Annotated in this window: 18 protein-coding genes; 5 read left to right on the top strand and 13 right to left on the bottom strand. The window is 65.8% G+C overall.

Features of this window, described 5'->3' with window-relative positions:
* Positions 1-21: 21 nt before the first annotated feature.
* Together ACLJEU_RS05315 and ACLJEU_RS05310 are read right to left on the bottom strand one after the other, a co-directional pair.
* On the bottom strand, positions 22-552 hold the full coding sequence (locus ACLJEU_RS05315) for a ferritin-like domain-containing protein (protein WP_414660602.1): 531 nt from the start codon (positions 550-552) through the stop codon (positions 22-24).
* Between the two features lie 162 nt (positions 553-714).
* A complete protein-coding gene (locus ACLJEU_RS05310; protein ID WP_414660603.1) occupies positions 715-1,929 on the bottom strand; it encodes an NAD(P)/FAD-dependent oxidoreductase in 1,215 nt (404 codons plus the stop codon).
* Positions 1,930-2,226: 297 nt separating this feature from the next.
* On the opposite strand from ACLJEU_RS05310, the gene ACLJEU_RS05305 reads away from it, so the two are divergent.
* Positions 2,227-10,785, top strand: a complete 8,559-nt coding sequence (locus tag ACLJEU_RS05305) for a GH36-type glycosyl hydrolase domain-containing protein (protein WP_414660604.1) — start codon at positions 2,227-2,229, stop codon at positions 10,783-10,785.
* A 24-nt stretch (positions 10,786-10,809) separates the two neighbouring features.
* Here ACLJEU_RS05305 and cls read toward each other — a convergent pair whose 3' ends face one another.
* From cls to ACLJEU_RS05290, 3 genes are all read right to left on the bottom strand, one after another.
* Entirely contained in the window at positions 10,810-12,237 is a 1,428-nt protein-coding gene (gene cls / locus ACLJEU_RS05300) for a cardiolipin synthase (protein WP_414660605.1), read from the bottom strand.
* A 97-nt stretch (positions 12,238-12,334) separates the two neighbouring features.
* Entirely contained in the window at positions 12,335-13,384 is a 1,050-nt protein-coding gene (locus ACLJEU_RS05295) for a lipid A deacylase LpxR family protein (RefSeq protein ID WP_414660606.1), read from the bottom strand.
* 262 nt (positions 13,385-13,646) lie between these two features.
* A complete protein-coding gene (locus ACLJEU_RS05290; RefSeq protein WP_414660607.1) occupies positions 13,647-13,988 on the bottom strand; it encodes an RNA recognition motif domain-containing protein in 342 nt (113 codons plus the stop codon).
* Positions 13,989-14,387: 399 nt separating this feature from the next.
* Here ACLJEU_RS05290 and ACLJEU_RS05285 point away from each other — a divergent pair, with 399 nt between their 5' ends.
* A complete protein-coding gene (locus ACLJEU_RS05285; protein ID WP_414660608.1) occupies positions 14,388-14,615 on the top strand; it encodes a hypothetical protein in 228 nt (75 codons plus the stop codon).
* Between the two features lie 156 nt (positions 14,616-14,771).
* Here ACLJEU_RS05285 and ACLJEU_RS05280 read toward each other — a convergent pair whose 3' ends face one another.
* The 8 genes from ACLJEU_RS05280 to ACLJEU_RS05245 all read right to left on the bottom strand — a co-directional run bounded on the left by ACLJEU_RS05280 (position 14,772) and on the right by ACLJEU_RS05245 (position 21,966).
* Positions 14,772-15,332 carry a hypothetical protein gene (locus tag ACLJEU_RS05280; RefSeq protein ID WP_414660609.1) on the bottom strand — a complete coding sequence of 187 codons (561 nt, stop codon included), beginning with the start codon at positions 15,330-15,332 and terminating at the stop codon, positions 14,772-14,774.
* Positions 15,329-15,841, bottom strand: coding sequence for a hypothetical protein (locus ACLJEU_RS05275; RefSeq protein WP_414660610.1), 513 nt, complete (start codon positions 15,839-15,841; stop codon positions 15,329-15,331). The genes ACLJEU_RS05280 and ACLJEU_RS05275 overlap by 4 nt, the downstream gene beginning before the upstream one ends.
* A gap of 123 nt (positions 15,842-15,964) precedes the next feature.
* Positions 15,965-16,924, bottom strand: a complete 960-nt coding sequence (locus ACLJEU_RS05270; protein ID WP_414660611.1) for a dihydrodipicolinate synthase family protein — start codon at positions 16,922-16,924, stop codon at positions 15,965-15,967.
* Between the two features lie 69 nt (positions 16,925-16,993).
* Positions 16,994-17,803 (bottom strand): fumarylacetoacetate hydrolase family protein, encoded by an 810-nt coding sequence (locus ACLJEU_RS05265; RefSeq protein ID WP_414660612.1) that lies wholly within the window; start codon positions 17,801-17,803, stop codon positions 16,994-16,996.
* 25 nt (positions 17,804-17,828) lie between these two features.
* Positions 17,829-18,212: a RidA family protein gene (locus tag ACLJEU_RS05260; protein WP_414660613.1), complete on the bottom strand. Its 384-nt coding sequence runs from the start codon at positions 18,210-18,212 to the stop codon at positions 17,829-17,831.
* On the bottom strand, positions 18,209-19,717 hold the full coding sequence (locus ACLJEU_RS05255; RefSeq protein ID WP_414660614.1) for a M81 family metallopeptidase: 1,509 nt from the start codon (positions 19,715-19,717) through the stop codon (positions 18,209-18,211). The genes ACLJEU_RS05260 and ACLJEU_RS05255 overlap by 4 nt, the downstream gene beginning before the upstream one ends.
* 13 nt (positions 19,718-19,730) lie before the next feature.
* A complete protein-coding gene (locus ACLJEU_RS05250; protein WP_414660615.1) occupies positions 19,731-21,074 on the bottom strand; it encodes an aspartate aminotransferase family protein in 1,344 nt (447 codons plus the stop codon).
* A 154-nt stretch (positions 21,075-21,228) separates the two neighbouring features.
* Positions 21,229-21,966, bottom strand: coding sequence for an IclR family transcriptional regulator (locus ACLJEU_RS05245; RefSeq protein ID WP_414660616.1), 738 nt, complete (start codon positions 21,964-21,966; stop codon positions 21,229-21,231).
* Between the two features lie 54 nt (positions 21,967-22,020).
* Between ACLJEU_RS05245 and ACLJEU_RS05240 the strand changes: the two genes are divergently transcribed.
* From ACLJEU_RS05240 to ACLJEU_RS05230, 3 genes are read left to right on the top strand one after another with little or no spacing between them, the layout of a single operon-like run.
* Positions 22,021-23,004 carry an amidohydrolase family protein gene (locus ACLJEU_RS05240; protein WP_457795344.1) on the top strand — a complete coding sequence of 328 codons (984 nt, stop codon included), beginning with the start codon at positions 22,021-22,023 and terminating at the stop codon, positions 23,002-23,004.
* A complete protein-coding gene (locus ACLJEU_RS05235) occupies positions 22,979-23,737 on the top strand; it encodes an SDR family NAD(P)-dependent oxidoreductase (protein WP_414660618.1) in 759 nt (252 codons plus the stop codon). The genes ACLJEU_RS05240 and ACLJEU_RS05235 overlap by 26 nt, the downstream gene beginning before the upstream one ends.
* Positions 23,734-24,831: an alanine racemase gene (locus tag ACLJEU_RS05230; RefSeq protein ID WP_414660619.1), complete on the top strand. Its 1,098-nt coding sequence runs from the start codon at positions 23,734-23,736 to the stop codon at positions 24,829-24,831. Before ACLJEU_RS05235 ends, ACLJEU_RS05230 begins: the two co-directional genes overlap by 4 nt.
* Positions 24,832-24,842: the final 11 nt, after the last annotated feature.

Genomic DNA, 24,842 nt, shown 5'->3' with positions numbered 1-24,842 from the left:
ACGATGGCGTGAACGGAACGGTTACTTCCGGGATTTTTTCGGGGCGGCGATTTCACCGCCGGCCGCCAGGGCCTCGGCGTTCACGACCTCGGAGATGGCCGTGAGTTTTTTGTTGGTGTCACCCTCTTCATCCAGGGTCGCCTGGAGCAGAGCGGCGACGCGGCTTTCGCCGAGCGCCTGCGCAAACGCGCGCGCCGTGCCGTAGCCGGCCATTTCGTAGTGCTCGACGCGTTGCGCCGCGCCGATCAGCGCCGCGTCGCGCACCGCATCAGGCCCCTTGGTCGCGATGGCTTCGGCGCCTTCCTCGACCAGGCCCATCATCGCGTGGCACGGTTTCCCCTTCGCTGGCAGGCCGAGGATCCTGAGCGCCTGCGCGAGTCGCGTGACATGGCCGCGCGTCTCGGTGAGGTGGGCGGAAAATCCGGCCTTGAGCTGACGATTGGTGGCGGCCTTGCCCATTTTCGGCAGGGCCTTGAGCAGTTGGTTCTCGGCGTGAAAGAGATCTTTGATCTCGTCGATGAGCAGGGCGTGCAGGGTCGGGATGGATGACATATGCTGTGTTCGGGTTTTGAACATTCCCAGGGCCGCGGTTGAAATGACACTCCACCGCACGCGCGAACGGAGGCGCGTGAGGGGACTGAACACCGAAACGCCAAGCGGTTCGTGTAAAACTGCCGCAGTGGAATAATTCCACCTGCGAACGTCCGCTCCGACTCAGGGCGCGCCGTTGCGATCAAAACGAAACAGCTCCGCGTCCCGGCTGCGGCCCTCGCAGACGAGATCGCGGATGATCTCCGCCGCGACGACGCTGAACGTGATGCCGTTGCCCCCGTAACCCAGCGCGAAGAACGTGTGCGGCACCCGCGGATGCACGCCGATGTACGGCAGGCCATCGGGCGTTTCCGCAAACATTCCCGCCCACGCATAGGCGACCTCGCACTGTGACTCGGGCAGCAGCTGACGGAACCGCCGCGCGAGCAAACCGGTTTTCCGCGGCAGCAGCTTCGCCCTGAGCCGCGGATTGCACGATGCCTCGTCGTAGCCGCCGATGATGGCGCGCCCATCGTCCGTCCGGCGCAAATACACATACGGTCGCGCCGTTTCCCAAATCAGGCGGTCGCCTGGCCAGCCCGGAAAATCCGCGCGCGGCTCCGTCACGAGCGCGAACGTTCCGACCAACGACGTCAGCGCGTCCGCCAGATACGGCGCCGTCTCGTAGCCCGTGGCGACCACGAGGTGCCGCGCGCGAATCACGTGCCCCTGATCGGTGTGGAGGGCGATGCCCCGACGGCTGGAGCCGCGCCGAACAATCCGCGTGCGATCGTGAATCCGCGTGCCGCGCGCGGCCGCGGCCCGCAACAGCGAATGCGTGAAACGATGCGCGTCGATCTGCGCCGCATCCCGCGCCAGCAGCGCGCCGGCATACGGCAGAGAGCTCTCCCGCGCGAGGTGCGCACGCGACCACCACTCTACGTCGAACCCGTGCAGGCGGCGCAGCGCCACCTCCCGCTGCAACCCGGGCACATGCGCCTGCCGGCTGGCACCCTGCAGACTCTCGGTGCGTTGAAAGCCGTGACCGCGGCCGAGCTTCCGGTCGATCCGCGCAATGGCCTCCAAACCGGCGCGACACACCCGATAGGCGCGAACCGCGTGATCCGTTCCCACCTGTTGCACCAGGTGCCGCAACGGCGTGTCCACTTCATATTGCAGGAGGCAGGTGCTGGCGGCGGTGCTGCCGGTGGCGACGTCGCGTTGATCCACCACCACGACGTTCACGCCCGCCTCGGCGAGATGCCACGCGACGAGGGCACCCGTGATCCCCGCCCCGAGCACGACGACCTCACAGGCGACGGACGACTCCAGCGCGGGATAGCTCGCGATCAGACCATTGCGCAACGGCCAGAAGGGCCTGCCTGAAATCAGATCCATCGGGAAGCGCCGCCACGCCGCACGGCGGCCCGGTGCGGCGAACGCGAGAGGACGACGGGGTATTCAGATTTTTTGGCCATGAAGCGTGATGGTCGTGAGTGGCGGCAAAGCGCAGTGACACGCGCTTCGCCGCGCGGTTCGTCGGCGCGACGCGGGGCGTTGGCCCGGCTGCTTCGACGTTGTGCAAATAGTTTCGTCCGCAACGGCAACCAAAGCACCGGAGTGAGGGTCGGTACCTCCAGCAACCGCTTGATGCAAAACCGATCGTTACGGTGGCAGTCTTGGATTCCAAAACCGATGCTCCCGCGCCTGCGCGCGAGCGAGCCACCGCTGCGTTCCGAGTTGTTAAGTGTCGAACAACTCGCCCGCCACGCGCAGGCGCTGGCCGCCGGCCACACGATCGTCACGGCGCGCGGCGGCAACCCGCTGCTGCCGCGACTCGACGAAAACGAGCGGATCCTGCGCGACTTCAACCGCGCGACAGTCGCCGTGGACCAGACCCGGCAGGTCACGCCGGCGGCCGAATGGCTGCTCGATAATTTCTATCTCATCGAGGAGCAGATTCAGATGGCGCGGCGGCATCTGCCGCGCAACTACAGCCAGGAATTGCCCCGCCTGCTCACCGGGCCCTCGGCCGGACTCCCGCGGGTCTACGACATCGTGCTGGAACTGATCTCGCACACTGACGCCCAGGTCGACGCCGGCCAGCTCACGAGTTTCGTAGCCGCGTATCAGGGCGTGCAGCTGTTGAAACTCGGCGAACTATGGGCGATCCCGATCATGCTGCGGCTCGGATTGATTGAGAATCTCCAGCGCATCACGAGCCGGCTCGCGATTGCCCGCCTCGATCGCAATCTCGCCGACGAGTGGGTCGATCGCCTGCAGGACATGGCGGAAACCAATCCCTCGCTCCTCGTGACCGTCGTCTCCGACATGGCGAAATCGGAGGTGCCGCTTTCGAGCTCGTTCGTCGCCGAGTTCTGCGCGCGACTCTCGCGGCAGAATCCCGTCCTCCACCTTGCCCGCAACTGGCTCGAGCAGCGGCTGGTCGAGCAGGGCCTTTCGATGGATCAACTCGTCCATCAGGAAAGCCAGAACCAGGCCGCCGATCAGGTCTCTGTCAGCCATAGCATCGGCAGCCTGCGTTTCCTCAGCGCGATGGACTGGAAGGAATTCGTCGAGACGCTGAGTCTCGTCGACACGACACTGCGCGGCGATCCGGCCGACGTCTACAGCGACATGGATTTCGCGACGCGCGATCGCTACCGGCACGCCGTCGAATCACTCGCGCGCCATTCTGATCTCACGGAAGTCGAGATCGCCCGCTGCGCCATCGCCCTTGCAGACCGGAGCGCGCTCGAACACGGCCGCACCGCTCGCAGCGCGCATGTCGGCTACTACCTCATCGACCGGGGCCAGTCCCAGCTCGCGAGCATCGCCGGCATCCGCTGGCCGGGCCGCGCCTGGGTCGAACGCGCGATCCACCGCTTCCCGCTCGCCCTCTACACCGGCGGGATCGCCGCGTTGAGCGCGGGGGCGACGTACGCCCTCTGGCACTACGCGCGCGGCCATGAGCTGCGGGGTTGGCCGCTGGTTGCGTTCACCGCCGTCGTCCTGTTCTGCGCCAGCCAGGTGGCGGTGGCCGTGATCAACTGGATCTCCACCCTGCTCCTGCAGCCGCGCCTGATGCCGCGGCTGGATTTCTCCGAGGGTATTGCTTCCGACTGCCGGACGATGGTGGTGATCCCCACCATGCTCGGCAGCGCGGACGGCGTCGACCGCCTGATCGAGTCGCTCGAGATTCACTACCTCGCGAACCGCGACCCGCTGCTGCACTTCGCGCTGCTCACCGATCTCCGCGACAGCACCGCCGAGACGATGCCCGGGGACGAATTTTTGGTCGCGCGCGTGGCGGCGGGCGTGGAGATGCTGAACGCCAAGTATCCGGACGACCAGCACACCCACTTCTATCTCTTTCACCGTCCCCGCCGCTGGAATCCGAGCGAGGGCGTCTGGATGGGCTACGAGCGCAAGCGTGGAAAACTGACCGAGTTCAACGCCCTCCTCCGCGGCGGACCGCGCGGGCGGTTCTCCACCATCGTCGGTCAGACCGACATCCTGCCGGCGGTCAAATTCGTCATCACGCTCGACACCGACACGCAGCTGCCCCGCGACGCCGCGCGTGAGCTCGTGGGCACACTGGCGCATCCCCTCAACCGCCCCGTATTCGATCCCGTCAGCGGCATCGTCACGGCGGGTTACGGCATCCTGCAACCGCGCGTCGGCGTAAGCCTGCCTGGCGCCGGCCGCTCCCGTTTCGCGCGGTTGTTTGCCGGTGACGCCGGCATCGATCCGTATACGCGCACGGTCTCGGATGTGTATCAGGATGTCTTTCACGAGGGCTCGTTCATCGGCAAGGGCATCTACGACGTGGACGCGTTCGAGCGGGCGGTCGGCGGGCGCTTCCCCGAAAACACCGTGTTGAGCCACGATCTGCTCGAGGCCGTGCACGCGCGCTCGGGCCTGATCAACGACCTGAAGCTCTACGAGGAATATCCGTCGCGCTACAACGTCGACATCGGCCGCCGCCACCGCTGGATCCGCGGCGACTGGCAGATCGCGCAGTGGCTGCTCCCGCGGGTGCCGGGACCGGAGGCGCATGCGATTGCCAATCCGCTCTCAGGGCTGTCGCGCTGGAAGATCTTCGACAACCTCCGCCGGAGCCTCGTGCCCGTGGCGCAGATGATCCTGCTGCTCGGAAGCTGGCTCGGTTCGGGCCCGCTCGCCGGCCTCGGTCCGCTCGTGGTGCTCACCACAGTGGCGTTGCCCGGCCTGTTGCCGGCTGCCATCGCGTTCTTCCGCCGGCCCGACGATCTGCCGTGGTCACTGCACCTGCGCGCAACCGCCGGGACGTGCGGACGCCAGGTCTGCCAGATCTTCCTCGCCCTCGCGTTCCTGCCCTACGACGCGTACATCAGCCTCGACGCGATCGGCCGGACACTGTTTCGCCTGCTCGTGACCCGCCGCCGCCTGCTCGAATGGCAGACGTCGAGCGACGCGGAACAGTCGAGCCGCTCCGATCTCACCAGCTTCTATCTCGCGATGTGGATTGCCCCGGCGGTGGCCATCGCCACCGGCGTCCTGCTTTTCCGGATTCACCCCGAACATGTGGCCTTTGCCGCTCCCCTGCTGGCGCTCTGGACGGTCGCGCCGTGGATGGCCTGGTGGATCAGCCGGCCGATCGTGGCGGCGCCGCCGGATCTTTCCGCCGAGCAGCAGCGTTTCCTGCAGCACACGGCGCGCAAGACCTGGAACTTCTTCGAGACGTTTGTGACGGCCCAGGAGAACTGGCTGCCGCCGGATAATTTTCAGGAAGTGCCCGCCCCGACCATCGCCGCGCGCACCTCCCCGACCAACCTCGGACTCGCCTTGCTCGCGAACCTCGCGGCGCGGGACTTCGGCTACCTGTCCCTCGGCGGGCTCATCGAGCGCACCCGCAACGCCTTCACCACCATGCTGCGCCTCGAGCGGCACCGCGGCCATTTCTACAACTGGTACGACACCCGCACGCTCAGCCCGCTGCAGCCGCTCTACATCTCGAGCGTGGACAGCGGCAACCTCGCCGGCCACCTCCTGACGCTCGGTTCAGGACTGCGCGAGCAAATGGACGCGACGATTTTCGACGCCCGCATTTTCTCCGGCCTGCGCGACACCGTCGGCGTGGCGCGGACGTTCGCTCCCGACAACGCCGATCTGATCCGGCTTGAAGATGAGCTCAGCGACGTGCCCGCCACGCTCTCCGCCGCCTATGACCGCTTGGAACGCGCGATCCTGCAGCTCGCGGAGCTGCCCTCGAGGCTCAGTGCGGACGAAGGCGAGCTGCAGCGCTGGGTCCGGGTCCTGACGCAGAACTGCACCGAGCAACGGGCCGACTTGATCTTTCTCGCGCCGTGGTTGCGCGATCGCGCCCACCGCGATCAAGCCCGCAGTGGGGCCGATCCCATCCCCGATCAAATCGATCGGCTGCCGACGCTGCGTGAACTGGCCCAGTTGGAACCGGGCACTGAGCTCCTGCGGGAGGCCGGCGATCACGCGCGCGACTACCTCCGGGCGCTCGAAGTCCTCGCACGGCAGGCCGACGACCTCGCGACCATGGACTTCACCTTCCTGTTCGATGCCGCACGCAATCTGTTCTCGATCGGGTACAACGTCGGCGAACACCGCCGCGACGCCAGCTACTACGACCTGCTGGCCTCCGAGGCCCGGCTGTGCAGCTACGTCACCGTCGCGCAGGGCCAGGTGCCACAGGATCACTGGTTCTCCCTCGGACGCCTCCTCGTGGCCTCGGGCGGTGAACCGATCCTGATCTCGTGGAGCGGCTCGATGTTCGAGTACCTGATGCCGCAGCTGGTCATGCCGTCCTACGAAGGCACGCTGCTCGACCACACCTGCCGCGCCGCCGTGCGTCAGCAGATCGGATACGGCGCCGCGCGCGGCGTGCCGTGGGGCATCTCCGAGTCGGGCTACAACCGCACCGACGTGCATCTGAATTATCAATACCGCGCCTTCGGCGTGCCCGGCCTCGGTCTGAAACGCGGCCTCGCCGAGGATCTCGTGATCGCGCCCTACGCCACGGCCATGGCACTCATGGTTGCGCCCGAGGCCGCCTGCCAGAACCTGCAGCGCCTCGCCGCGGAGGGCCGCGACGGCGCCTATGGTTTCTACGAGGCGATCGACTACACGCCCTCGCGCCTGCCACCGGACGAGACGAGCGCCGTCATCCGATCCTACATGGCGCACCACCAGGGCATGAGCCTGCTCGCGCTTGTTTACCTGCTCCGCGACCAACCGATGCAGCGCCGCTTCTCGGCGTGTCCGCTGCTCAAGGCGGCCGACCTGCTGCTGCAGGAACGCGTCCCGAAGACGGCCGCAAACGTCTTCGCCGACGATCTCGAACTCGAGGAATCGGGCCGCCGCTCGGTTGACCCGAAGGGCATCATGCGCGTGTTCGCCAATCCGTCGGCCCGCGCCCCCGAGGTTCACCTGCTTTCCAATGGACGCTACCACGTGGTCGTCAGCAGCGCCGGCGGCGGCTCCAGTCGCTGGCACGATCTCGCGGTCACGCGCTGGCGGGAGGACGCGACCCGCGACAGCTGGGGCACGTTCGTCTATCTCCGTGACACGAGCTCCGGTGAGGTCTGGTCAGCCGCGCACCAACCAACGCTGCGTCCAACCAAGGGCTACGAGGCGATCTTCACGGAGGGCCGCGCGGAGTTTCGCCAGCGTCACGCCGAGATTGAAACGCACACGCAGATCAGTGTGTCTCCGGAGGACGACGTGGAGTTGCGCCGGGTCACGCTCGTCAACCGCTCGACCTCCAACCGGGTCATCGAGCTGACCAGCTACGCGGAAGTCGTGCTCGCACCGGCCGCGGCCGACGCGGCCCATCCGGCGTTCAGCAATCTCTTCGTCCAGACTGAATTCATCCCGGTCTCGTCGGCGATCCTCTGCACGCGGCGGGCCCGCTCGCAGGAGGAGAAACCACCGTGGCTGCTGCACCTGCTGCTGGCCCACGGCGAGAATGGCGATATCTCATGCGAGACGGATCGCGCGCGCTTCGTCGGCCGCAACGGATCGCTGGTGCGGCCCGCAGCGCTCCAACCGGGGGCCGCGTTGTCCAACACTGCCGGCTCCGTGCTCGATCCCGTCGTCGCCCTGCGCCGCACGGTGACGCTCATGCCGAACGTTTCCGTCGTCGTGGATCTCGTGATCGGCGCAACCGGCAGCCGCGAACACGCGCTCGCGCTGGTGGAGAAATATCAGAACTCCCGGATGGGCGACCGCGCGTTCGAGCTCGCCTGGACGCACAGCCAGGTGACCTTGCGCCACCTGAACGCCACGGAATCCGAAGCCCAGCTGTTCGGCCGGTTGGCGGGCGCGCTGCTCTACGCCGATCCCGCGCGTCGCGCGTCATCCAGCGCCCTGCGCACCAATCGCCGCGGGCAGAACGGCCTGTGGAGCTATGGCATCTCCGGCGACGCGCCGCTGGTGTTGCTCCGCATCAGCGACACCAAGAACATCGAGCTCGTCCGACAGTTGATCAAGGGCCACTCGTACTGGCGCATGAAGGGCCTGACCGTGGAGCTCGTCATCGTGAACGAGGATGTCTCCGTCTACCGGCAGTCGCTTCACGACGACATCACGAGCCTGATCTCCTCCGGCATCGAGGCCCAGATGCTCGACCAGCCCGGCGGCATCTTTGTCCGGCGGCTCGAACAGATTCCCAACGACGATCGCGTGCTGTTGCAGTCGGTCGCCCGCATCCTCCTCGACGACGCCAACGGCACGTTGAACGAACAACTGGAGCAACGCAGCGTCCCCGAAACGCCGATACCGTTCCTGGTGCCCTCGCGTTCCTATCTCGCCGAGGCACCGCGGCCCGCGCAGCAGCGCGACCTGATCTATCAAAACGGCTTCGGCGGCTTCACCCGCGACGGTCGCGAGTATGTAATCACCCTCCAGCCGGGCCAGGTCACACCGGCGCCGTGGGTGAACGTCCTCGCCAATCCGCATTTCGGCACGGTGGTTTCGGAGAGCGGCGGTGCGTACACGTGGGTGGAGAACGCCCACGAGTTCCGGCTGACGCCCTGGAACAACGATCCGGTGCAGGACGCGACGGGCGAGGCGTTCTACCTGCGCGACGAAAACACCGGGCAGTACTGGTCGCCGACGCCCTCGCCCGCCCGCGGCGCCACGCCGTATGTGATCCGCCACGGCTTTGGCTACACGGTGTTCGAGCACACCGAATTCGGCATCACGTCCGAGGTGTGGGTCTACGTCGCCATCGACGCGCCGGTGAAGTTCACCGTCGTGAAACTGCGCAATGGGTCGGGCCGCCCCCGCAAGATCACGGTCACCGGCTACTGGGAATTCGTGCTCGGCGATCTGCGCCACAAGACGCTCCTGCACGTCCAGACCGAGATCGACCTCAAGACCGGCGCCCTCACCGCCCGCAACGCGTACAACACCGAGTTTCCCGATCGCATCGCTTTCATCGACGTCACCGACGCGACGCGCACGCTCACCGGCGATCGCAAGGAGTTCATCGGCCGCAACGGCAGCCTGGCCCAGCCCGCCGCGATGAAACGCACGCGGCTGGGCGGCAAGGTCGGCGCGGGACTTGATCCGTGCGGAGCGATGCAGGTGACCTGCGATCTCGCCGATGGCCAGGAGCGCGAGGTCACGTTCCGGCTCGGCGCGGGTCGCAATCCCGGTGACGTGAACGCGCTGGTCCAGCGATTCCGTCGCACCGACGCCGGCCAGCGCGCGCTCGAGGGCGTGTGGGCGCATTGGAATCGCGTGCTCGGTGCGGTCTCCGTGGATACGCCCGATCCCGCCGTCAACATCATGGCCAACGGGTGGCTGCTCTACCAGACTCTGAGCTGCCGGATCTGGGCCCGCACCGGCTTCTACCAGTCCGGCGGCGCCTACGGCTTCCGCGATCAATTGCAGGACGTGATGGCGCTGGTGCACGCCGAACCGACGCTGACGCGCGAACAGATCCTCCGCGCCGCGGCGCGGCAGTTCCGTGACGGCGACGTCCAGCATTGGTGGCATCCGCCAGCCGGACGCGGCGTGCGCACGCATTTTTCCGACGACTTCCTGTGGCTGCCGTATGTGACCTGTCGTTACGTCAACGCCGTCGCCGACACCGGCGTGCTCGACGAAAAGATCCCGTTCCTCGAGGGCCGCGCCGTGCTGCCGGACGAAGAGGCGTATTACGATTTGCCGCACCGCTCCGACGAGACCGCGACGCTTTACCAGCATTGCGTCCGCGCCATCGAGCGCGGCCTCCGCTTCGGCGAGCACGGCCTGCCGCTGATCGGCTGCGGTGACTGGAACGACGGCCTTAACCGCGTGGGCAACGAAGGTCGCGGCGAGAGCGTGTGGCTGGCGTTTTTCCTCTACGACGTGCTGCAGCAGTTCGCCGGAGTCGCCCGCTCCCGGCAGGATCACGCGTTTGCCGAGCGCTGTGTCAGCCAGGCGCAGCAACTCCAGCAGGCCATCGAACAACAGGCGTGGGACGGCGCGTGGTATCGCCGCGCGTATTTCGACGATGGCACGCCGCTCGGTTCCGCTTCCAACCCCGAGTGCCAGATCGATTCTCTACCGCAGAGCTGGTCGGTCATCAGCGGCGCCGGCGAACCAGCCCGATCCCGTGCCGCCATGCAGGCCGTGGATCAACGGCTCGTGCGGCGCGACGCTGGATTGATTCAGCTCTTCGACCCGCCCTTCGACACCTCGTCGCTGAATCCCGGGTACATCAAAGGCTACATCCCGGGCGTGCGCGAGAACGGCGGACAATACACCCATGGCGCGATTTGGACGGTCATGGCGCACGCGATCCTCGGTGAAACGGAGAGGGCCTGGGACCTGTTCAACCTGCTGAATCCGATTCACCACGGCGGTACACCCGCGCAGATCGCCACGTACAAGGTAGAGCCCTACGTCGTCGCGGCGGATGTCTACGGCGTGGCGCCGCACGTGGGGCGCGGCGGCTGGACCTGGTACACAGGCTCCGCCGGCTGGATGTACCGGCTGCTGGTCGAAACGCTGCTCGGCCTGCACCGCGAGGGCGAAAGCATCAAGCTCGTGCCGCGGCTCCCGCAGGGCTGGTCCACGTACACGCTCCACTACCGCCACCGGCAGTCGATGTATCACATCACGATCGTCCGGGGCGCGACGGATTCACCCGATGGTCTCAAACTTTCCGTCGACGGCAGCGCCGTGGAGGGCAGCCGCTTTGCGCTCAGCGATGACGGCCGCGAGCACACCGTCATCGCCACCGTGCGGTGAAGCGCCCCGTTGGCGCGGCGTGCATCAGAGCAGCGGCGACAACGGCCGCAGTGCCGCCTCGATGAAGCGTTGCCGAAAGGGCCGGCACGCGAACACCGCCATTTCGATTTCCTGACTGAGCGCGAAGTCGTGTTCGAGGATGCTGGCGAGCGCCGCGTTCTGGCTCGCGGAGTGAAACAGCAGATTCAACTCGAAGTTCAGCCGCATCGAGCGGTAATCGAGATTCGCCGAGCCCACCATCGCCCATTGCGCGTCGGCCAGCGCGATCTTGGCGTGATTGATTCCGGCGGAGTATTCGAAAATCCGTACGCCGGCGGTGAGCAACTGCGTGTAATACGAGCGGCCGACGAGCACGAGCCAGGGGTGATCGTTCTTCTCCGAAATCAGCAGCCGGACATCGACGCCACGACTGGCCGCGAGTTCCAGGGCGGCGAGCAGGATGTCGTCCGGCACGAAATAGCCGGTCGCAATCCACACGCGGTCGCTCGCCTCGTTAAGAAGGCTCACGATGGTTTTGCTGATCGGCTCATTCCGGAGATCGGGTCCGCCGTGCACGATGTGCGCGGGATGATGGACCGCCGGGGACGGCGTCGGAAAATAGGTCGCCGCCGAAATCCGTTCGTCCGTCGCAAAAAACCAGTCGTCGGCAAACACGTCCTGCAGTTCGGCTGCGACCGGACCGGTCGCCTCCACCTGCACGTCGCGCCAGTGTCCCAGCTCGGGATTGAGCCCCTCGTAATCGCGTCCGATGTTCATCCCGCCGACAAACGCGATCTCACCATCGATGATTTGGAGTTTGCGGTGATTCCGCAGGTTGAGAAAGAAGCGTTTCCGCCTCGGATCGAGGCTCTGGAACCACGAGAAATGACCGCCGGCCTCGCGAAACGCCTCCAGCAAATCCTCGTCGAACGCCCGCGAACCGACTCCGTCGAGCAACAGCCGCACGACCACGCCGCGCCGGGCCGCATCGGTGAGAAGCTGGAGAAAGCGCATCCCCGTCTCGTCGGCTTCCCAAATGTAGAACTCGACGTGAATGTGATGTCGCGCCGCCTGGATCCGCGCGGCGAGCGCCGGGTAGAACGCGTCTGAGTTGCGCAGGATGCGGATCGTCTCGGCGGAACTCACCGAGAGCTGATTGATGCGGGACACCAGCTGCAGAAACTGCCGGTCACGTCGGGGCAGCCCGTGCAGCAACTGATTCGTGCCCTCATCGGTGCTTCCCACCGGACTGCGCTGGCGGGAGGATCGCGCCGAAAAGAGATTCCGGCGCTTCAGCCGCCGGCGCTTCAGCCGATCGGTGCCGATGGCCAGGTAGGCCAGCGCGCCCACGATCGGGATGAAGATGATGGCCCAGAGCCACGCGAGGGTCGCGGTCGGCCGCTTCTTGAGCAGCAGCAGATGCGGGATCAGCGCCCAACCCGCAAAATAGCACACCAGCAAAACAATCTTCATGCAGCGACCTGAGGCCTACGGATGCCGCGCGCGCTTGCAACTGTCCTCGCGCCATTCGCGCGGCCCGCGGGCGGGCCCATCACCACCCGTGGCGAACTTAATAGGCGCGCGAGATCGAAAAGGATCCGAAATTATTGCGCGCTTCCCGCTGGGAGCGGAACTCGCGCGAGCGCCACACCTGCGTGTACGTAAGCTGCCAGCGTCCGGCGATGAGCCCCGCACCGGCACTCAGATCGGCGACGAAGGGTCTCTTGTCCACCGAGCGGCTGTCCCGAAACGTGTTTCCGTCGAGAAAAATATCCCGGCCCACCGCGCGACCGTCCCCGGCACCGAAGACGAAGAAGCTGAAATTCCGATCCATGGCGACGCGGGGATCCAAGTCATCGGTGGGGGTGCCACCCAGGCTGCCGGGACGTGCGAGCTGGACGCCAAAGTCAGAGGGCAGATTGAATCCGAGCCGGACGGTGCCGCCCGCGTTGGCGTAGGTCTGCACGTTGCCCAGGCTGGCGCCCGCGTGGGGCACGAAGTCGATCCCGATGGTTTGAGAGAGCGCGCGCCCGTACATTCGCCAACGGCGTTCGTACACGACATTCACGCCCATCTCGTCGCGCAGCTGATAGTCCCAGCCCCGCGGCCGCTGGATGTCGATCAACTGGTGCCAGGTGCGCTGCGCGTCCTCGGCGAGGCTGTGCGGTCCGATGATTCCCACCTGAAACGAGAGCGTGTCCGCGATCGACGGCGTCTTGCTGACGAACGCGAGTTCAAGGTAGCTCCAACCGGCGTACGGGCGATCAGCGGGATCCGGGTTACGCGCCCGGGTGTCGCGGGGCGTGTAGATATTCTGGCCGAACGCGAAGCCCACGTTCTTCTGACCCTGCGGCCGATTCACAAACGGAAGGATGTCGACGACCGTTTTGCGCCATCCCGTTTGTCCCCAATCAACCAAATCGGCCGACAGCCATGACAGCTTCACTCCGTTCGTGTAGTGCTGATCGGTACCGCTGAATGCATCGTTCTCGATGTAGATGGTAAACACCGGGGACGAGCGGGCGCGCTCGGTGGGGGCGACGGCATCCGCCGCCTGCACTCCCGCGCTGAAGACGGCCATCACGGCGCCAAGCGCGGCGGCGGTCAGCGACCGGGACAACCGGGCGCGAGGAATTTGACGACAACAAAGGCGAGGCAATGACAGCATAAGGACGATAAGTTGATGCAAGCGGACACGGAAACCGGTCCGGCCGGGGCATGGAGGCCTCGGCTGCGGCGACTGACAGCTCGGACCACCAACGGTGCCTGGAGAGGACGGATTAACCGCTCCGACGCCGATCACGCGCGATCGCGGACACAAAAAAGGCGGGGTGCAAAAGCACCTCGCCTCAAGGTTGCGGGCTTTAAGCCAGCGAATGGAATTAGTAACGGCTGTTGCCGCGGGCCTGGAACGCGCCGGGGCGACGATCCGGGCTGCTGAAGTTGCGACCGCCACCGCCGCCGCCGCCCATTTCTTCCTTCGGCTTGGCTTCGTTGACCGTCAGCTGGCGACCATCGAGGTCGACGCCGTTCATCTTCTCGATCGCGAGCTTGCTCTCGGTGTCATTGCTGAAGGTCACGAAGGCGAAACCGCGCGGGCGGCCCGTCTCACGATCGTTGGCGATGTACACGTCGGTCACGGAACCGAATTTGCCGAAGGCGTCGCGAAGATCGGCTTCAGAGGTCTTGAACGACATATTGCCGACATAGAGTTTGGAATTCATAGGTGGATGGTTCGTATGCTTCGTCTGCTGTCAGCGTGTTCCCGGAGATCGGGTTTCGAATCGAAAGCTGAACTTGAAGCCCACCTGAAGACTCACCTGCCACTGTCATCTAACGTATCTACGAGCCGCCAAGGTCGGCGCAACGGGGGGAAACGCAAGGAGGATCGTGCGATTTATCCGCGCGATCGTCTCGGCGCCGCGCGTTCCTCTGCCTCAAAGCCGACGCGGGGCATTCACTTGGAGGACTTCAACGCGAAATCGGGCGAAGCCCGTCGACATCGAGCTGCGGCGGGATTAAACTGACGACGTTCGAGATGATGATGGCTCTTCACAGGAGTACGGGCGCACCGGGCGTCGTATCGGAAGAGTGGGCACACCGTTCCGCACCGCGACCCGCTTATGCAAAAACCAACCGAACATGTTCTCCATGCCACCGCCCTTCGCGCCGATGTGCTGGCCGCCCCGTCCGTCTGGCTCCCGCGTCGCGAGGTCCTGCTCGACTGGCTCAACGGTTTCCTGAAACGCGCCGAAAAGCCCGCCTACGATCTCGGGGAAACGGAAGCGGAAGACTTGAAGGCCCTCGATCTCTTCCTGCGCAAAAAGAAAATCCCAGTCGTGGCGGCGTAAGCGAGCGTAGTTAGTTGAGAGTTGAGAGTTGAGGGCTGAGAGTTGAAAGAAAACTCAGCAGCGGTTCATCCGTTCGACAATCGCCCGGCTCATCGCCGGACCGAACACTCCACTCTCACTGCTCAACTGCCCGGGATCGGCGCAGTCACGCGCCGCTTACTTCATCTTGTCGTCGGGATCGTTCGACTTCGTGTAGCGATCCAGCTGGGCCGGATCCTTCGGCCAGTCGGGCCGCAGACGCACATCCTTCGCTCCCGCCACGGAGCCGGGAGCAGCATGCCCGCCCTGCGCGGACGCGGCGCGCATCTCCCACCAGCACTGCCCGCGGTGGTTGTGCTCGTGATCGATGACGTAGCCGGCCTCGCGGAGCATCGGTCCCGTCCAGCCCATGCAGTGATCGCAGTAGTCGCCGTAGTTCTTCAGCCCGTTGCGCAGCAAAAATCCGCGCGAGGGACAGTCATGAAAATCGATGCGGAACACATCCGCGCGATGGGAGATGTTGAAACCAAGACTGGGCGATTCCTCGAGGAGCGTGTGCCCCCAGTATTTCAGCATGCCGGGAATGCCCTCGTTGCGGATCAGGTCGCGCGCGTGGCGCTGGCTGTCGTGATTGATGGCCTCGTTCCAGTAATCGCGGACAAGGGCATGACCACCCTCCCGCTCGAGCCAGCCAAAGGTCCACTCGTAGTGGCCGCAGAAATCATAGCATCCGATCATGACCGGGCCTCCTTTATCTGCCGCAGATCCTGCGGCGGTTGATCCGCGGCAGCGCGCGCGTAGGTGTGACAGCAACTACCGTTGCCGCCGGTGAGTCGCATGCTCAAACCCGCGGCTTCCGCGCGGGCCGCACCGAGGAAGTAACAATGCTGGCAGTACTCGGCGACGATCTCCCGGCCGCCGGCCCGCAGGTGTTTGATCGCGGGACACTCGCGCACCTGAAGTTCGACTCGATCGGGCTGCTCGACGACTTCGACGACCGAGCCGGGCTCCGCCGCGAAGAATGCACGCCAGTAGCGCGCGACCGCGGGCAAGCCGCCTTCGCTCCACTGCCGGTTCACGGGTGCGAAGTAGCCGCGACCCATCTCCGCCAGGTAGCGCCGCCAGCCCTCGGACCCGAGCCGCTGGAGGATGAAGCGAAACGTGGCGTTGACGGCGTAGTAGAAATCCGGAGACCCCTGGGGCTTCGTGTCCGTGTACGGCAGGGCGGATTCAGCGGGAGGATTCATGGTCGCGGTTTCAAAGTGCTCGGAAAAGGTAGGGCGCGTTGTCCCCAACGCGCCGCTTCAAGAAATTCGTCACGGTGAGCGCGGCGGCTTGGGGACAATCCGCCCTACCAGCGATCTGACTTTTTAGACGCCTCCTGTAAGCTGCGCCGGCTCGAACAGGTCGGCCTTGTAGCCGAGGCCGTCGGCGCCACTGACTGCGTCGGTGATCTGCTGGCGGCAGGTATCGGTCAACGGATACCCGAGCAGATTCGTGCTGGTGGAGAACAGCTTCATCTGCACGAGCAGTTCCTTCAGTCCGGTCATCCAGCACTCGATCTTCGGCCCGCCATAGACGCGGAGCATGAGATCGTTCATCCGCGCCTGCAGCCGCGCGGCTTCGGTCGCGTCGCCCGCCCGCACGGCGCGAATGATCCGATGCGCGAGTCCGGCATTGAAGATGCCGCCGCCCAGCAGCAGGCCGTCGTAGCCGGCCTGGAGGTAACTCACGCACTCAAACTCGTCGCCATCGAGCAGCACCAGTTCCGGCCGGAGCTTGCGCGCCGCGAGAAACGTGTCGCGATGCGCAGGCATCAATGAGCTGTCCTTCACCATCGCGATGTTCGGCTCGGTGAGGAGTTCGAGCAGGTGTGACTCCGGCATCACGTACGGGCTCGCCTTGCCCCGATCATAAAAGCCGACCGGCAGTGCGCTGCGCCGGGCGATGTCCCGGTAATACGTCAACTGGCGATCGACCGTGCCGTTGAGGAAGAAATACGGCTGCGCCACGACCGCGATCTCGGCACCCCACGTCACGGCCTTGTCGACGTTGTCGAGCGTGCGCGTCGCGGAGTTTTCCGTCACCTGCACCGCAATTCGCAATCGGCCGCGCGCGGCCGCGGCGGCCGTGCGCACCACGGTTTCGCGCTCGGCGTCGCGCAGCCACGGCCCCTCGCCGCACGTGCCCGCGAGCATCAGACCGGTCACGCCCATCGTGACATGGTGCTCGACGAGCCGGTGCACGGACGGGACGTCGACGCGACCGTCGGCCGTGAGCGGAGTGGGAGTGGCGGACCAAACGCCGCCGGAGATTTTGATTTTTGTCATTGAATGAAAGCTACGCTGTCCCGCGGTCTCATGCAGCCGCGCGGACAAAAAGGGAGGATCCGTTGCCACTCACCGTGGCTCCAGCGCCACCGGATTGGTGAGCCGGCCGATGCCCTCGATCTCGATCGTGACCGAGTCACCGGGTTTCAGCCAGCGCGGCACGGGTTTCGCCGCCATGCCGACGCCGTGCGGCGTGCCGGTGAGTATCACGGTTCCGGGTACGAGGGTGGTGCTGCCGCTCAGGAACGAGATCAACGTGGCCACGTCGAAAATCATGTCCGAGGTGGTCCAATCCTGCACCGTCTCGCCGTTGAGATGGGTCGCGATCTTGAGCTGGTTCGGTCCGGCGATCTCGTCCGGCGTCACGAGCCGCGGCCCGAGCGGGCAGAACGTGTCGAAGAACTTGCCGCGACACCACTGGCCGCCACCGCGCTTGATCTGCCAGTCGCGCGCGGACACGTCGTTCGCACACGTGTAACCGAGGACGTAGTCGAGCGCCCGTTCCTTGCTGACGTTCTTGCAGGCGCGGCCGATCACGACCGCGAGCTCGCACTCGTAGTCCACTTCATCGCTCGCGAGATGCGTGGGGATGAGAACCGGATCGCCCGGGTTCTGCACGGTGTTGATCCCCTTGACGAACAGTACCGGCAGCTCCGGTGCCTTCATTTTCGCCTCCTGCGCGTGGAAGCGATAGTTCAATCCCACGCCGAGGATCTGGGTCGGCACGATCGGCGCGAGCAGCTTGGCAAGTTCAGCCTTCTCGGCGGTGACGCGATGCGAACCGAAGACGTCGCCCTCGATCCGCCGGGCGGAACCGTCGGGTTGTTCGGCGCCATAGTGGATGCGGCCGGCGGGGTCGGAGTAACGGATGATTTTCATGACGGAGACGCGACGGGGCTCAGGCTCACTTGACGACGGCGATGCACTCGACCTCGTACTTCAGCGCCGACGACAGACAGTTCGTGATCGTGGTGCGCGCGGGGTACGGGGCGGAGAAATACTCGCGGTAGAGCTCGTTGTAGCGCGGCACCATTTCCGAATCGCGGACATAATTCCGCGTCTGGACGACGTGCTGCATGTCACTGCCGGCGTCCTCGAGAATCTTCTTCATGTTCTCCATCGAGCGGCGGAACTCGCCGTCAAAGGTGTCCGACACGATCTTGCCCGTGGCGTCGACCGAGGCCTGGCCCGAGACGAACAGCAGGTCGCCCACGCGCACGACGGGGCTGAACGGAAGATGCGAGACCGGGGTATCCGGTTTTTTGGGATATTGGATTTGGATGCTCATGTGATGATGAATTTGGGTTCGGTGATGGAATCGATCGGGTAAACGGGATGCCGCAGCCGCTTGAAGGGAAACGATGCCAGGTTGCTGGAGCACGGCCCCGGCGTGTCGACAAAGTATTCCGCCACCGCGATGGGGTCGTAGGCCTGACGGTGCGCCACCGCCGCCTTGATCCCGATGATGGCGAACGCGCGCGGCTCGATGCCCTGGCTGCGAAACTGCCCGAGATCGAACGGCGGCGTCTTGCGGCTCGTCAGCAGAATCGTGATCCCGGCGTGCCGCACCACGGCACACGGGCCCATGGCAATCTGCGTACCGTTCATCGACGCCATGTGGCTGTGGATGTCCTCGAGTTCGAAGTTGCCGTCGCTCCGTGACACCAGCGTGAGATCGAGTTCGACCGGACCGGGATCCAGCGGCCAGGCATGTCCGCCGATGGCCAGTCGGACCGTCGATCCCACGGGGATCGCGCCGAGGCGTTGCACCGCCGCCGGATCGTTGATGGCCACGAGTCCGCTCGACACCTGATGCGCCAGCATTGCCCGCAGAATGCCGGTGCAATCACCGGGAGCGCCACCGCCGACGTTGTCCGCCGGCTCCACCAACAGCACCGGCCCCGCCGGCGCCGGGCCTATCTTCCGCAGAACGTCATCGACCGACGGATACGTCACCACGCCCTTGTCCCGCAGCGCCCAGGCCAGAGCCGCGCCGGCTTCGAGGTGCGGGCGGACCGCGCCCATGGCGGCATCTGAAACGGTGCTCAGCGTCACTCCGCTCTCGGCGGTGTCGGCAAATGAGAATCCGCCCATCACATTATAGGCCCACACGGCCGGATCGCCGGTCTCGGCTTTTTCCGCAAGCTGCGTGAGCGCGAGCATCGGATCCGAATGCGTGCCAGTGCCCGGCGGCGCCCAGATCAGCGGCACGCGACACCAGTTCATGCGCGGCACGCGGCCGGTGCGGAGGCAGCGTTCCAGCAGACCCGCGGCCCGGATCGCCGTCACCTTGGCGTCGGTGTGCGGATTTTTCCGATACGCCACGAATCCGTTCCCGAGCGCGCACATCCGCGAGGAGATGTTGCCGTGCAAGTCCAGCACGCCGAAAATCGGCAGTTGGGCCGCGCCCGGCAGCGCACGGATCCGTGCGAGCAGTTCGCCCTCCACGTCCTCGATCGACTGCGTGGTCATCGCACCGTGGAGCACGAGGTAGATCGCATCCACGCCGGCGGCCAGCAGCGGACGCGCCCGCCGCTCAAACTCCGTCCAGAACGTTTCGAACGCCTGGTCCTCGACCGGACCGCTCGGCATCGCGCGCGCGTCCACCGTGGGCAGCACCTCCCAGCCGAAGCGTTTCGCCTCGCCCAGAAAGCCGTCGGTCGGCGACTCGTCGCCCTCCTTGGAGAGAATGTCCGCGCCGAACGTGACCTTGAAGTCCGACCAGCGGGTGACCTCGGGGAGAAAGGCGTGGGTCTCGTGGAAAAGTCCGCCAAACAGGATGCGCGATTTCATGGGTGGGCGGATCTCAGACCGGCGTTTTCCAACTCGCCGCGTGCCGGGCAAACGCCACCTTCGCGCGCCGGAGCGCCTCGGTGATATCCGCCGCGGTGTGCGTGGTGCTGATGGACCAGAGGCCGCGCTCGATCGCGCGCACGCCTTCCTCCAGCAGACAACGCCGCAGGTGCGCCCAGCGCGGCGCGTCGTGCCGGCGCACATAGTCGCGATAGTCGCGGATCGGGCCCTCGGCCGCACCCGGCTTCAGGATCACCGCGTGAAAGATCAGGCCCGGTCCCTGCGGCCGCATCGGCACGCCGTGTTCACGTGCGAGCTCCGTGAGCCCGGTCATGAGCTGGCGGCCCAGTGTCCGCGTCGACGCCGGGAAATCCGCGCCTTGGGCGAGCACTTCATCGAGGCACCACTTGCTCGCCGCCAGACACAGCGGATTCGCATTCAACGTGCCCGCGTGCACGACTTCGCCGGAAAGAATCTTGGCCATCGCCGCCTTTGTCCCGGCGAGGGCCGCGAACGGCGTGCCGCCGCCGATGGCCTTGCCGAGGATCGTGAGATCGGCCTTGTAGCCATAATAACCCTGCGCACACGCGGCGCCGAAACGGAAGCCAGTGATCGTCTCGTCCGAGATCATCAGCATGCCGTCGCGATCGCAGAGCTCGCGAATCGCCGCCAGCAATCCCTCCACCGGCTCGAGGCAGCAGGTGTTGCAGAGCACCGGTTCGAACACGATGGCCGCAATCTGCCCGCGGAACTGATCGACGCGGCGGCGCAGGTGCGCGACGTCGTTCCAGCGCGCGACCACGAACTGCTCCAGCACCTCGGGGATCACGCCCTTGCTCGGATGCGTGCGCGCGGGGTTTTCGTCGTCGCCCCACTTGTCGACGGGATTGGCGAAACCGACGAGGCCCTCGTCCGCCCAGCCGTGATAGTGGCCCTCGAAACGCAGGATCAATTTCCGGCCGGTGTGGGCACGCGCGAGGCGGAACGCTGCCGTGACCACCTCGGTGGCGGAGTTGTTGAAGCGCACGAGTTCCGCCGACGGAATCATCTTCTGCAGGCGCTCCGACACCTCGATCTCGAGTTCGCTCTGCGCCGCCCAGTGCGTCCCGAGCCGCGCCTGCGCCGCGATCGCATCGGCCATGCCGGCCGGCGCGTGCCCGTACAGCAACGCGCCCTGGCCGAGTTGAAAATCCAGATAGTGGTTGCCGTCGACGTCCCAGAGATTGGGCCCGCTGCCCCGGGTGAAGTACAGCGGCACGGGCGCCTCCATTTTGCGGATACCGCTGTTGACGCCGGAGGCGATGCTCAGCTGGGCGCGGCGGAAAAGCTCTTCGGATCGGGTGAACGTGTAGGGCATGGCGATGGCGAAAGTGAAAAGTGAAACGAGTCAGCAAGACCCCGACTCAAGGCCCGGGCTTTGGACAGAATGAACTGAATGGAACCAGAAAATGTCCGAGCGGCGTGGTCCGAAGATTTTGTCTATTCTGTTCATTCTGTCCAAACTCCGGGGTTCAAGCGCTGGGCACGCGGGCTTCGCGCGTCGAGAGGAGCGTGGCGATCATGTCGGTGCGCTGGCGCGACGACAGGCGGTGCACGGGTACGGAAACGCTGACGGCCGCGAGCGGCTCGCCGAGAAACGCGAGCGAGAGTGCGACGCACGCGACGCCTGCCACCGTCTCCTCCTCCTCGAGGGCAAAGCCCCGTTGCAGTGTAGCCGCGAGTTCCTGCTCGAGCGCAGCGCGGGCGGCCTTGCGGCCTCGCGACGGCAGAGCCGCGCAGGCCTTGGTCACGACCCGGGTCTGCTGCTCGGCTGGCAGGTTCGCCACGATCGCCCGGCCGAGCGCAGTGGTTTGAAATGGATCGCGCGCGCCGGGCTTCACGATCCAGCGCAATGGCTGCGTGGTCTCGATGACGTGGGCGTAGCGGACATAGATGCCCTCGAGCAGCCCGAGGTTCACGGTCTCGTCGAACGCGACGTGCAACTCCTGCATGAGCGGGAGCGCCTTCGCCCGCACCGCCTCATCGCGACCGTATTCGTGCAGCGACGCCAGCCGGTCGGAGAGCTCATACGACCCGCCGCGATCGTTCTGCGCCACGTAGCCGAGATCACGCAGGCTTTTCAGGATCCGGTGCACTGTCGGTTTCGGCAGCCGCGCCTCCTCGGCCAATTCCGCGAGGGTCAGCGCCCGACGCGTGCGGGCGAGCACCTCCAGAATGGAAAAGGCCCGATCAAGAACGGCAATACTCATGGTTTCGGCTTGCGCCCCGTTTCACAATGCGGAATGCCTGTCTCGTCAAACAAAATGCCCTCGATGCTCATCGATTGTCATAACCATCTTGGCGTCGACTTGTTTTTTTACCTCAACGGCTACCACCCGTATGCGCAGGATTTGCCGGCGCTGGTGACCGAGGGCCGGCACTGCGGGATCAGCCGCTGGGTGGTGTTTCCGATGGTGGCGAATCTGACCTTTGACGTGGCGGCGATGCGTCGGGCGAAGCTCGCCGCGGGCGGCCTGGAAACCGTGCCGTACGCCTTCGAGAACGAACGGATGCTCCGGGAGGTCTACGAACTCTATCCCGATCTGGGCCGGCTGACGCTGCCGTTTGCCATGCTGGATCCCGAGCGTGAGCCGGCGGCGCAGATCAAGGTTCTGCGCGCGCTGCACCGGCAGTTTCCCTTTTACGGCCTGAAGATCCAGGCGACGATGATCGAGGCGGACATCCGCGCGCTGCTCACGACGGGCCGCGGTTTTCTCGATCTCGCGGCGGAACTCGATGTGCCGTTCCTGATTCACTCGAGCGTCGCGCCCGAGGACAAATGGTCGCAGGCCTCCGACATCCTCGACGTCGCCGCCGCCACGCCGCACGTGCGCTTCTGCCTCGCGCACTCGTGCCGCTTCGATCGGCCCAGCCTCGATCGCGTGGCGGAGCTGCCGAACACCTGGTTCGACTGCTCCGCGCACCGCATCCATTGCGAGGGCGTGACGCGGGGCCTGGGCTACGTCGCGCCGGCCGACCGTCGTTTTCCCGCCGACTACCGCGATCCCACCGCCGTGCTGGGCGCGCTCGCCGCGGCGTATCCAGAAAAACTGATCTGGGGCTCGGACACGCCGTTTCAGAGCTACGTCGCGAATCTCGATGGCAACTTCATCTCGCTGCGCAGCACCTATGCGGCCGAGGTGGAGTGCCTGCGCGCGCTGTCCGAGTCCGCCCAGCAGGCGGTCGCCCACTCCAATCTCCTCACCCTGCTTCGACTCAAGGATGAAAGCCTTCTCACTCGCAACTAGCGCCGGACTCGTCACCGGCTCCACCCAGGGCATCGGCCACGCCATTGCCCTCGGCATCCAGGAATCCGGTGCCGGGGTCGTTTTTCACGGTCCGGGCGAACGCCCCGCGTCGCTGCCCGCGGGCGCCGCGTATGTCGCGGGCGATTTGTTCGACGCGGCCACGCCCGCCGCGCTCGTCACCGCCGCGTTTCAGGCGAATCCGGCACTCGATCTGCTCGTGTGCAACGCCGGAAGTTTTTTTGATCTTCCGTTTCTCGACATGGAACCGGGCCGCTGGGAACGCACGATGAACCTGAATGTGCGCGCGACGTATTTCGTCGTGCAGGCGTTCGCGCGCGAACTCGTCGCGCGGAAGCGCGGCGGCGCCGTGGTGATCATTTCATCCACCAACGGCCTGCAGTCCGAACCCGACTCCACCGCGTATGACACCTCGAAGGGCGCGCTGGTGATGATGACGCGCACGCTCGCCCACTCGCTCGCGCCGCACGGCATCCGCGTCAACAGCGTGGCGCCCGGCCTCATTCACACGCCGCTCACCGCCGGCTGGCTCAATGGCAAGCGGCCGGAGACGCGCCGGCTTTACGAAAAGAAAATCATGCTCGGCCGCATCGGTGAACCGGCCGACATCGCTGGTGCCGCGGTCTTCCTGCTTTCGCCCGCGGCCTCGTACATCACCGGCCAGGTGCTGGTCGTCGATGGCGGTCTCACCACCGGCCAGGTCGGACAACTATGAATACCCCTCCGTCCTTCGACACGCTGCAAACCCCGTCGATCCTCGTCGATCGCTCGCGGCTCGAGGCGAACATCCGCTCGATGCAGTCGGTGTGCGACGCCCATGGCGTCGAGCTGCGGCCCCACATCAAGACGCACAAGATGGTCGAGGTTGCGCGGCGCCAGCTTGAGGCCGGCGCCCGCGGACTCACGTGCGCGAAACTCGGCGAGGCGGAAGCGATGCTGCCCTCGGGGATGCGCGGCATGTTTGTCGCCCACTCGCTGGTCGATCCCCGCCAGGCCCCGCGGATCCGCGCGCTGGCCGAGCAGCTCGACGACCTGCGGCTGGCCGTGACGAGCGAGGCGCACGCCGAGGTCTTCCTGCGGCTCGCCGCGCTGACCGGTCGAAAACTCTCCGTGATGATGGCGATCGACAGCGGCCTTGGGCGCGAGGGCGTGCGCGATCCCGCGGCGGCTCCACGCATCGCGGCGCTGCTCGCGCGCAGCCCGCATGTCGAGTTGCGCGGTTTCTACACTCACGAGGGCAATCTCTACGCCGCAGCACCGGCGGAACAGGCGTCGCGCATCGAGGAGATGCTGGGCCGGTTGTGCGCGGTCCGTGATTCGATCGACCGCACTCTGGCGATCTGGCCCGGCTGCAGCGTGACGGCCCGGCTGATCGCCCGCATGGGCGCCGGCCGCATCCAAGCCGTCCGCCCGGGCGCGTATGTGTTTGGCGACCTCGCGTTGTCGCGCACCACCGGCATCATGCCATCGGATACGGTCGCCCTGCACGTGCTGGCCACGGTCGTCGACAAGCCCGAACCCGGTCTCGCGTTGATCGACGCGGGCTCAAAGACGTTTTCGTCGGATCGCACGCCCGATGGTATTTCCGCGCTGGCGATCGACGGTCGCGATCTGGCGGTTGTCCGAGTGAATGAAGAACACGGCTACGTGCGCGGCAAGGACGTCGACACCCTGCAGATTGGCGAGCGGATCGTCTTCATGCCCGCCCACGTGTGCACGGTAGTGAATCTCACCGACGAGGTCGTGGTGATGGAACGCGGCCAGGTCGTCGACACCTGGCGGGTCGATGCCCGGGGCCGGATCAGATAACCGGCTTTCGC

It is taken from the genome of Terrisphaera buseokensis (genome assembly GCF_047521145.2).
Taxonomy (GTDB): Bacteria; Verrucomicrobiota; Verrucomicrobiia; order Opitutales; family Opitutaceae; genus ER46.
Note: the sequence above shows the minus strand (reverse complement) of the source record. Positions and strands in the feature narration are given on the sequence as shown.

What these genes read in the sequence shown, in the direction of transcription:
- ACLJEU_RS05315 (WP_414660602.1), bottom strand. Translation starts at nt 552, where the DNA reads ATGTCATCCATCCCGACCCTGCACGCCCTGCTCATCGACGAGATCAAA.
- ACLJEU_RS05310 (WP_414660603.1), bottom strand. Translation starts at nt 1,929, where the DNA reads ATGGATCTGATTTCAGGCAGGCCCTTCTGGCCGTTGCGCAATGGTCTG.
- ACLJEU_RS05305 (WP_414660604.1), top strand. Translation starts at nt 2,227, where the DNA reads ATGCTCCCGCGCCTGCGCGCGAGCGAGCCACCGCTGCGTTCCGAGTTG.
- cls (WP_414660605.1), bottom strand. Translation starts at nt 12,237, where the DNA reads ATGAAGATTGTTTTGCTGGTGTGCTATTTTGCGGGTTGGGCGCTGATC.
- ACLJEU_RS05290 (WP_414660607.1), bottom strand. Translation starts at nt 13,988, where the DNA reads ATGAATTCCAAACTCTATGTCGGCAATATGTCGTTCAAGACCTCTGAA.
- ACLJEU_RS05285 (WP_414660608.1), top strand. Translation starts at nt 14,388, where the DNA reads ATGCAAAAACCAACCGAACATGTTCTCCATGCCACCGCCCTTCGCGCC.
- ACLJEU_RS05280 (WP_414660609.1), bottom strand. Translation starts at nt 15,332, where the DNA reads ATGATCGGATGCTATGATTTCTGCGGCCACTACGAGTGGACCTTTGGC.
- ACLJEU_RS05275 (WP_414660610.1), bottom strand. Translation starts at nt 15,841, where the DNA reads ATGAATCCTCCCGCTGAATCCGCCCTGCCGTACACGGACACGAAGCCC.
- ACLJEU_RS05270 (WP_414660611.1), bottom strand. Translation starts at nt 16,924, where the DNA reads ATGACAAAAATCAAAATCTCCGGCGGCGTTTGGTCCGCCACTCCCACT.
- ACLJEU_RS05265 (WP_414660612.1), bottom strand. Translation starts at nt 17,803, where the DNA reads ATGAAAATCATCCGTTACTCCGACCCCGCCGGCCGCATCCACTATGGC.
- ACLJEU_RS05260 (WP_414660613.1), bottom strand. Translation starts at nt 18,212, where the DNA reads ATGAGCATCCAAATCCAATATCCCAAAAAACCGGATACCCCGGTCTCG.
- ACLJEU_RS05255 (WP_414660614.1), bottom strand. Translation starts at nt 19,717, where the DNA reads ATGAAATCGCGCATCCTGTTTGGCGGACTTTTCCACGAGACCCACGCC.
- ACLJEU_RS05250 (WP_414660615.1), bottom strand. Translation starts at nt 21,074, where the DNA reads ATGCCCTACACGTTCACCCGATCCGAAGAGCTTTTCCGCCGCGCCCAG.
- ACLJEU_RS05245 (WP_414660616.1), bottom strand. Translation starts at nt 21,966, where the DNA reads ATGAGTATTGCCGTTCTTGATCGGGCCTTTTCCATTCTGGAGGTGCTC.
- ACLJEU_RS05240 (WP_457795344.1), top strand. Translation starts at nt 22,021, where the DNA reads ATGCCCTCGATGCTCATCGATTGTCATAACCATCTTGGCGTCGACTTG.
- ACLJEU_RS05235 (WP_414660618.1), top strand. Translation starts at nt 22,979, where the DNA reads ATGAAAGCCTTCTCACTCGCAACTAGCGCCGGACTCGTCACCGGCTCC.
- ACLJEU_RS05230 (WP_414660619.1), top strand. Translation starts at nt 23,734, where the DNA reads ATGAATACCCCTCCGTCCTTCGACACGCTGCAAACCCCGTCGATCCTC.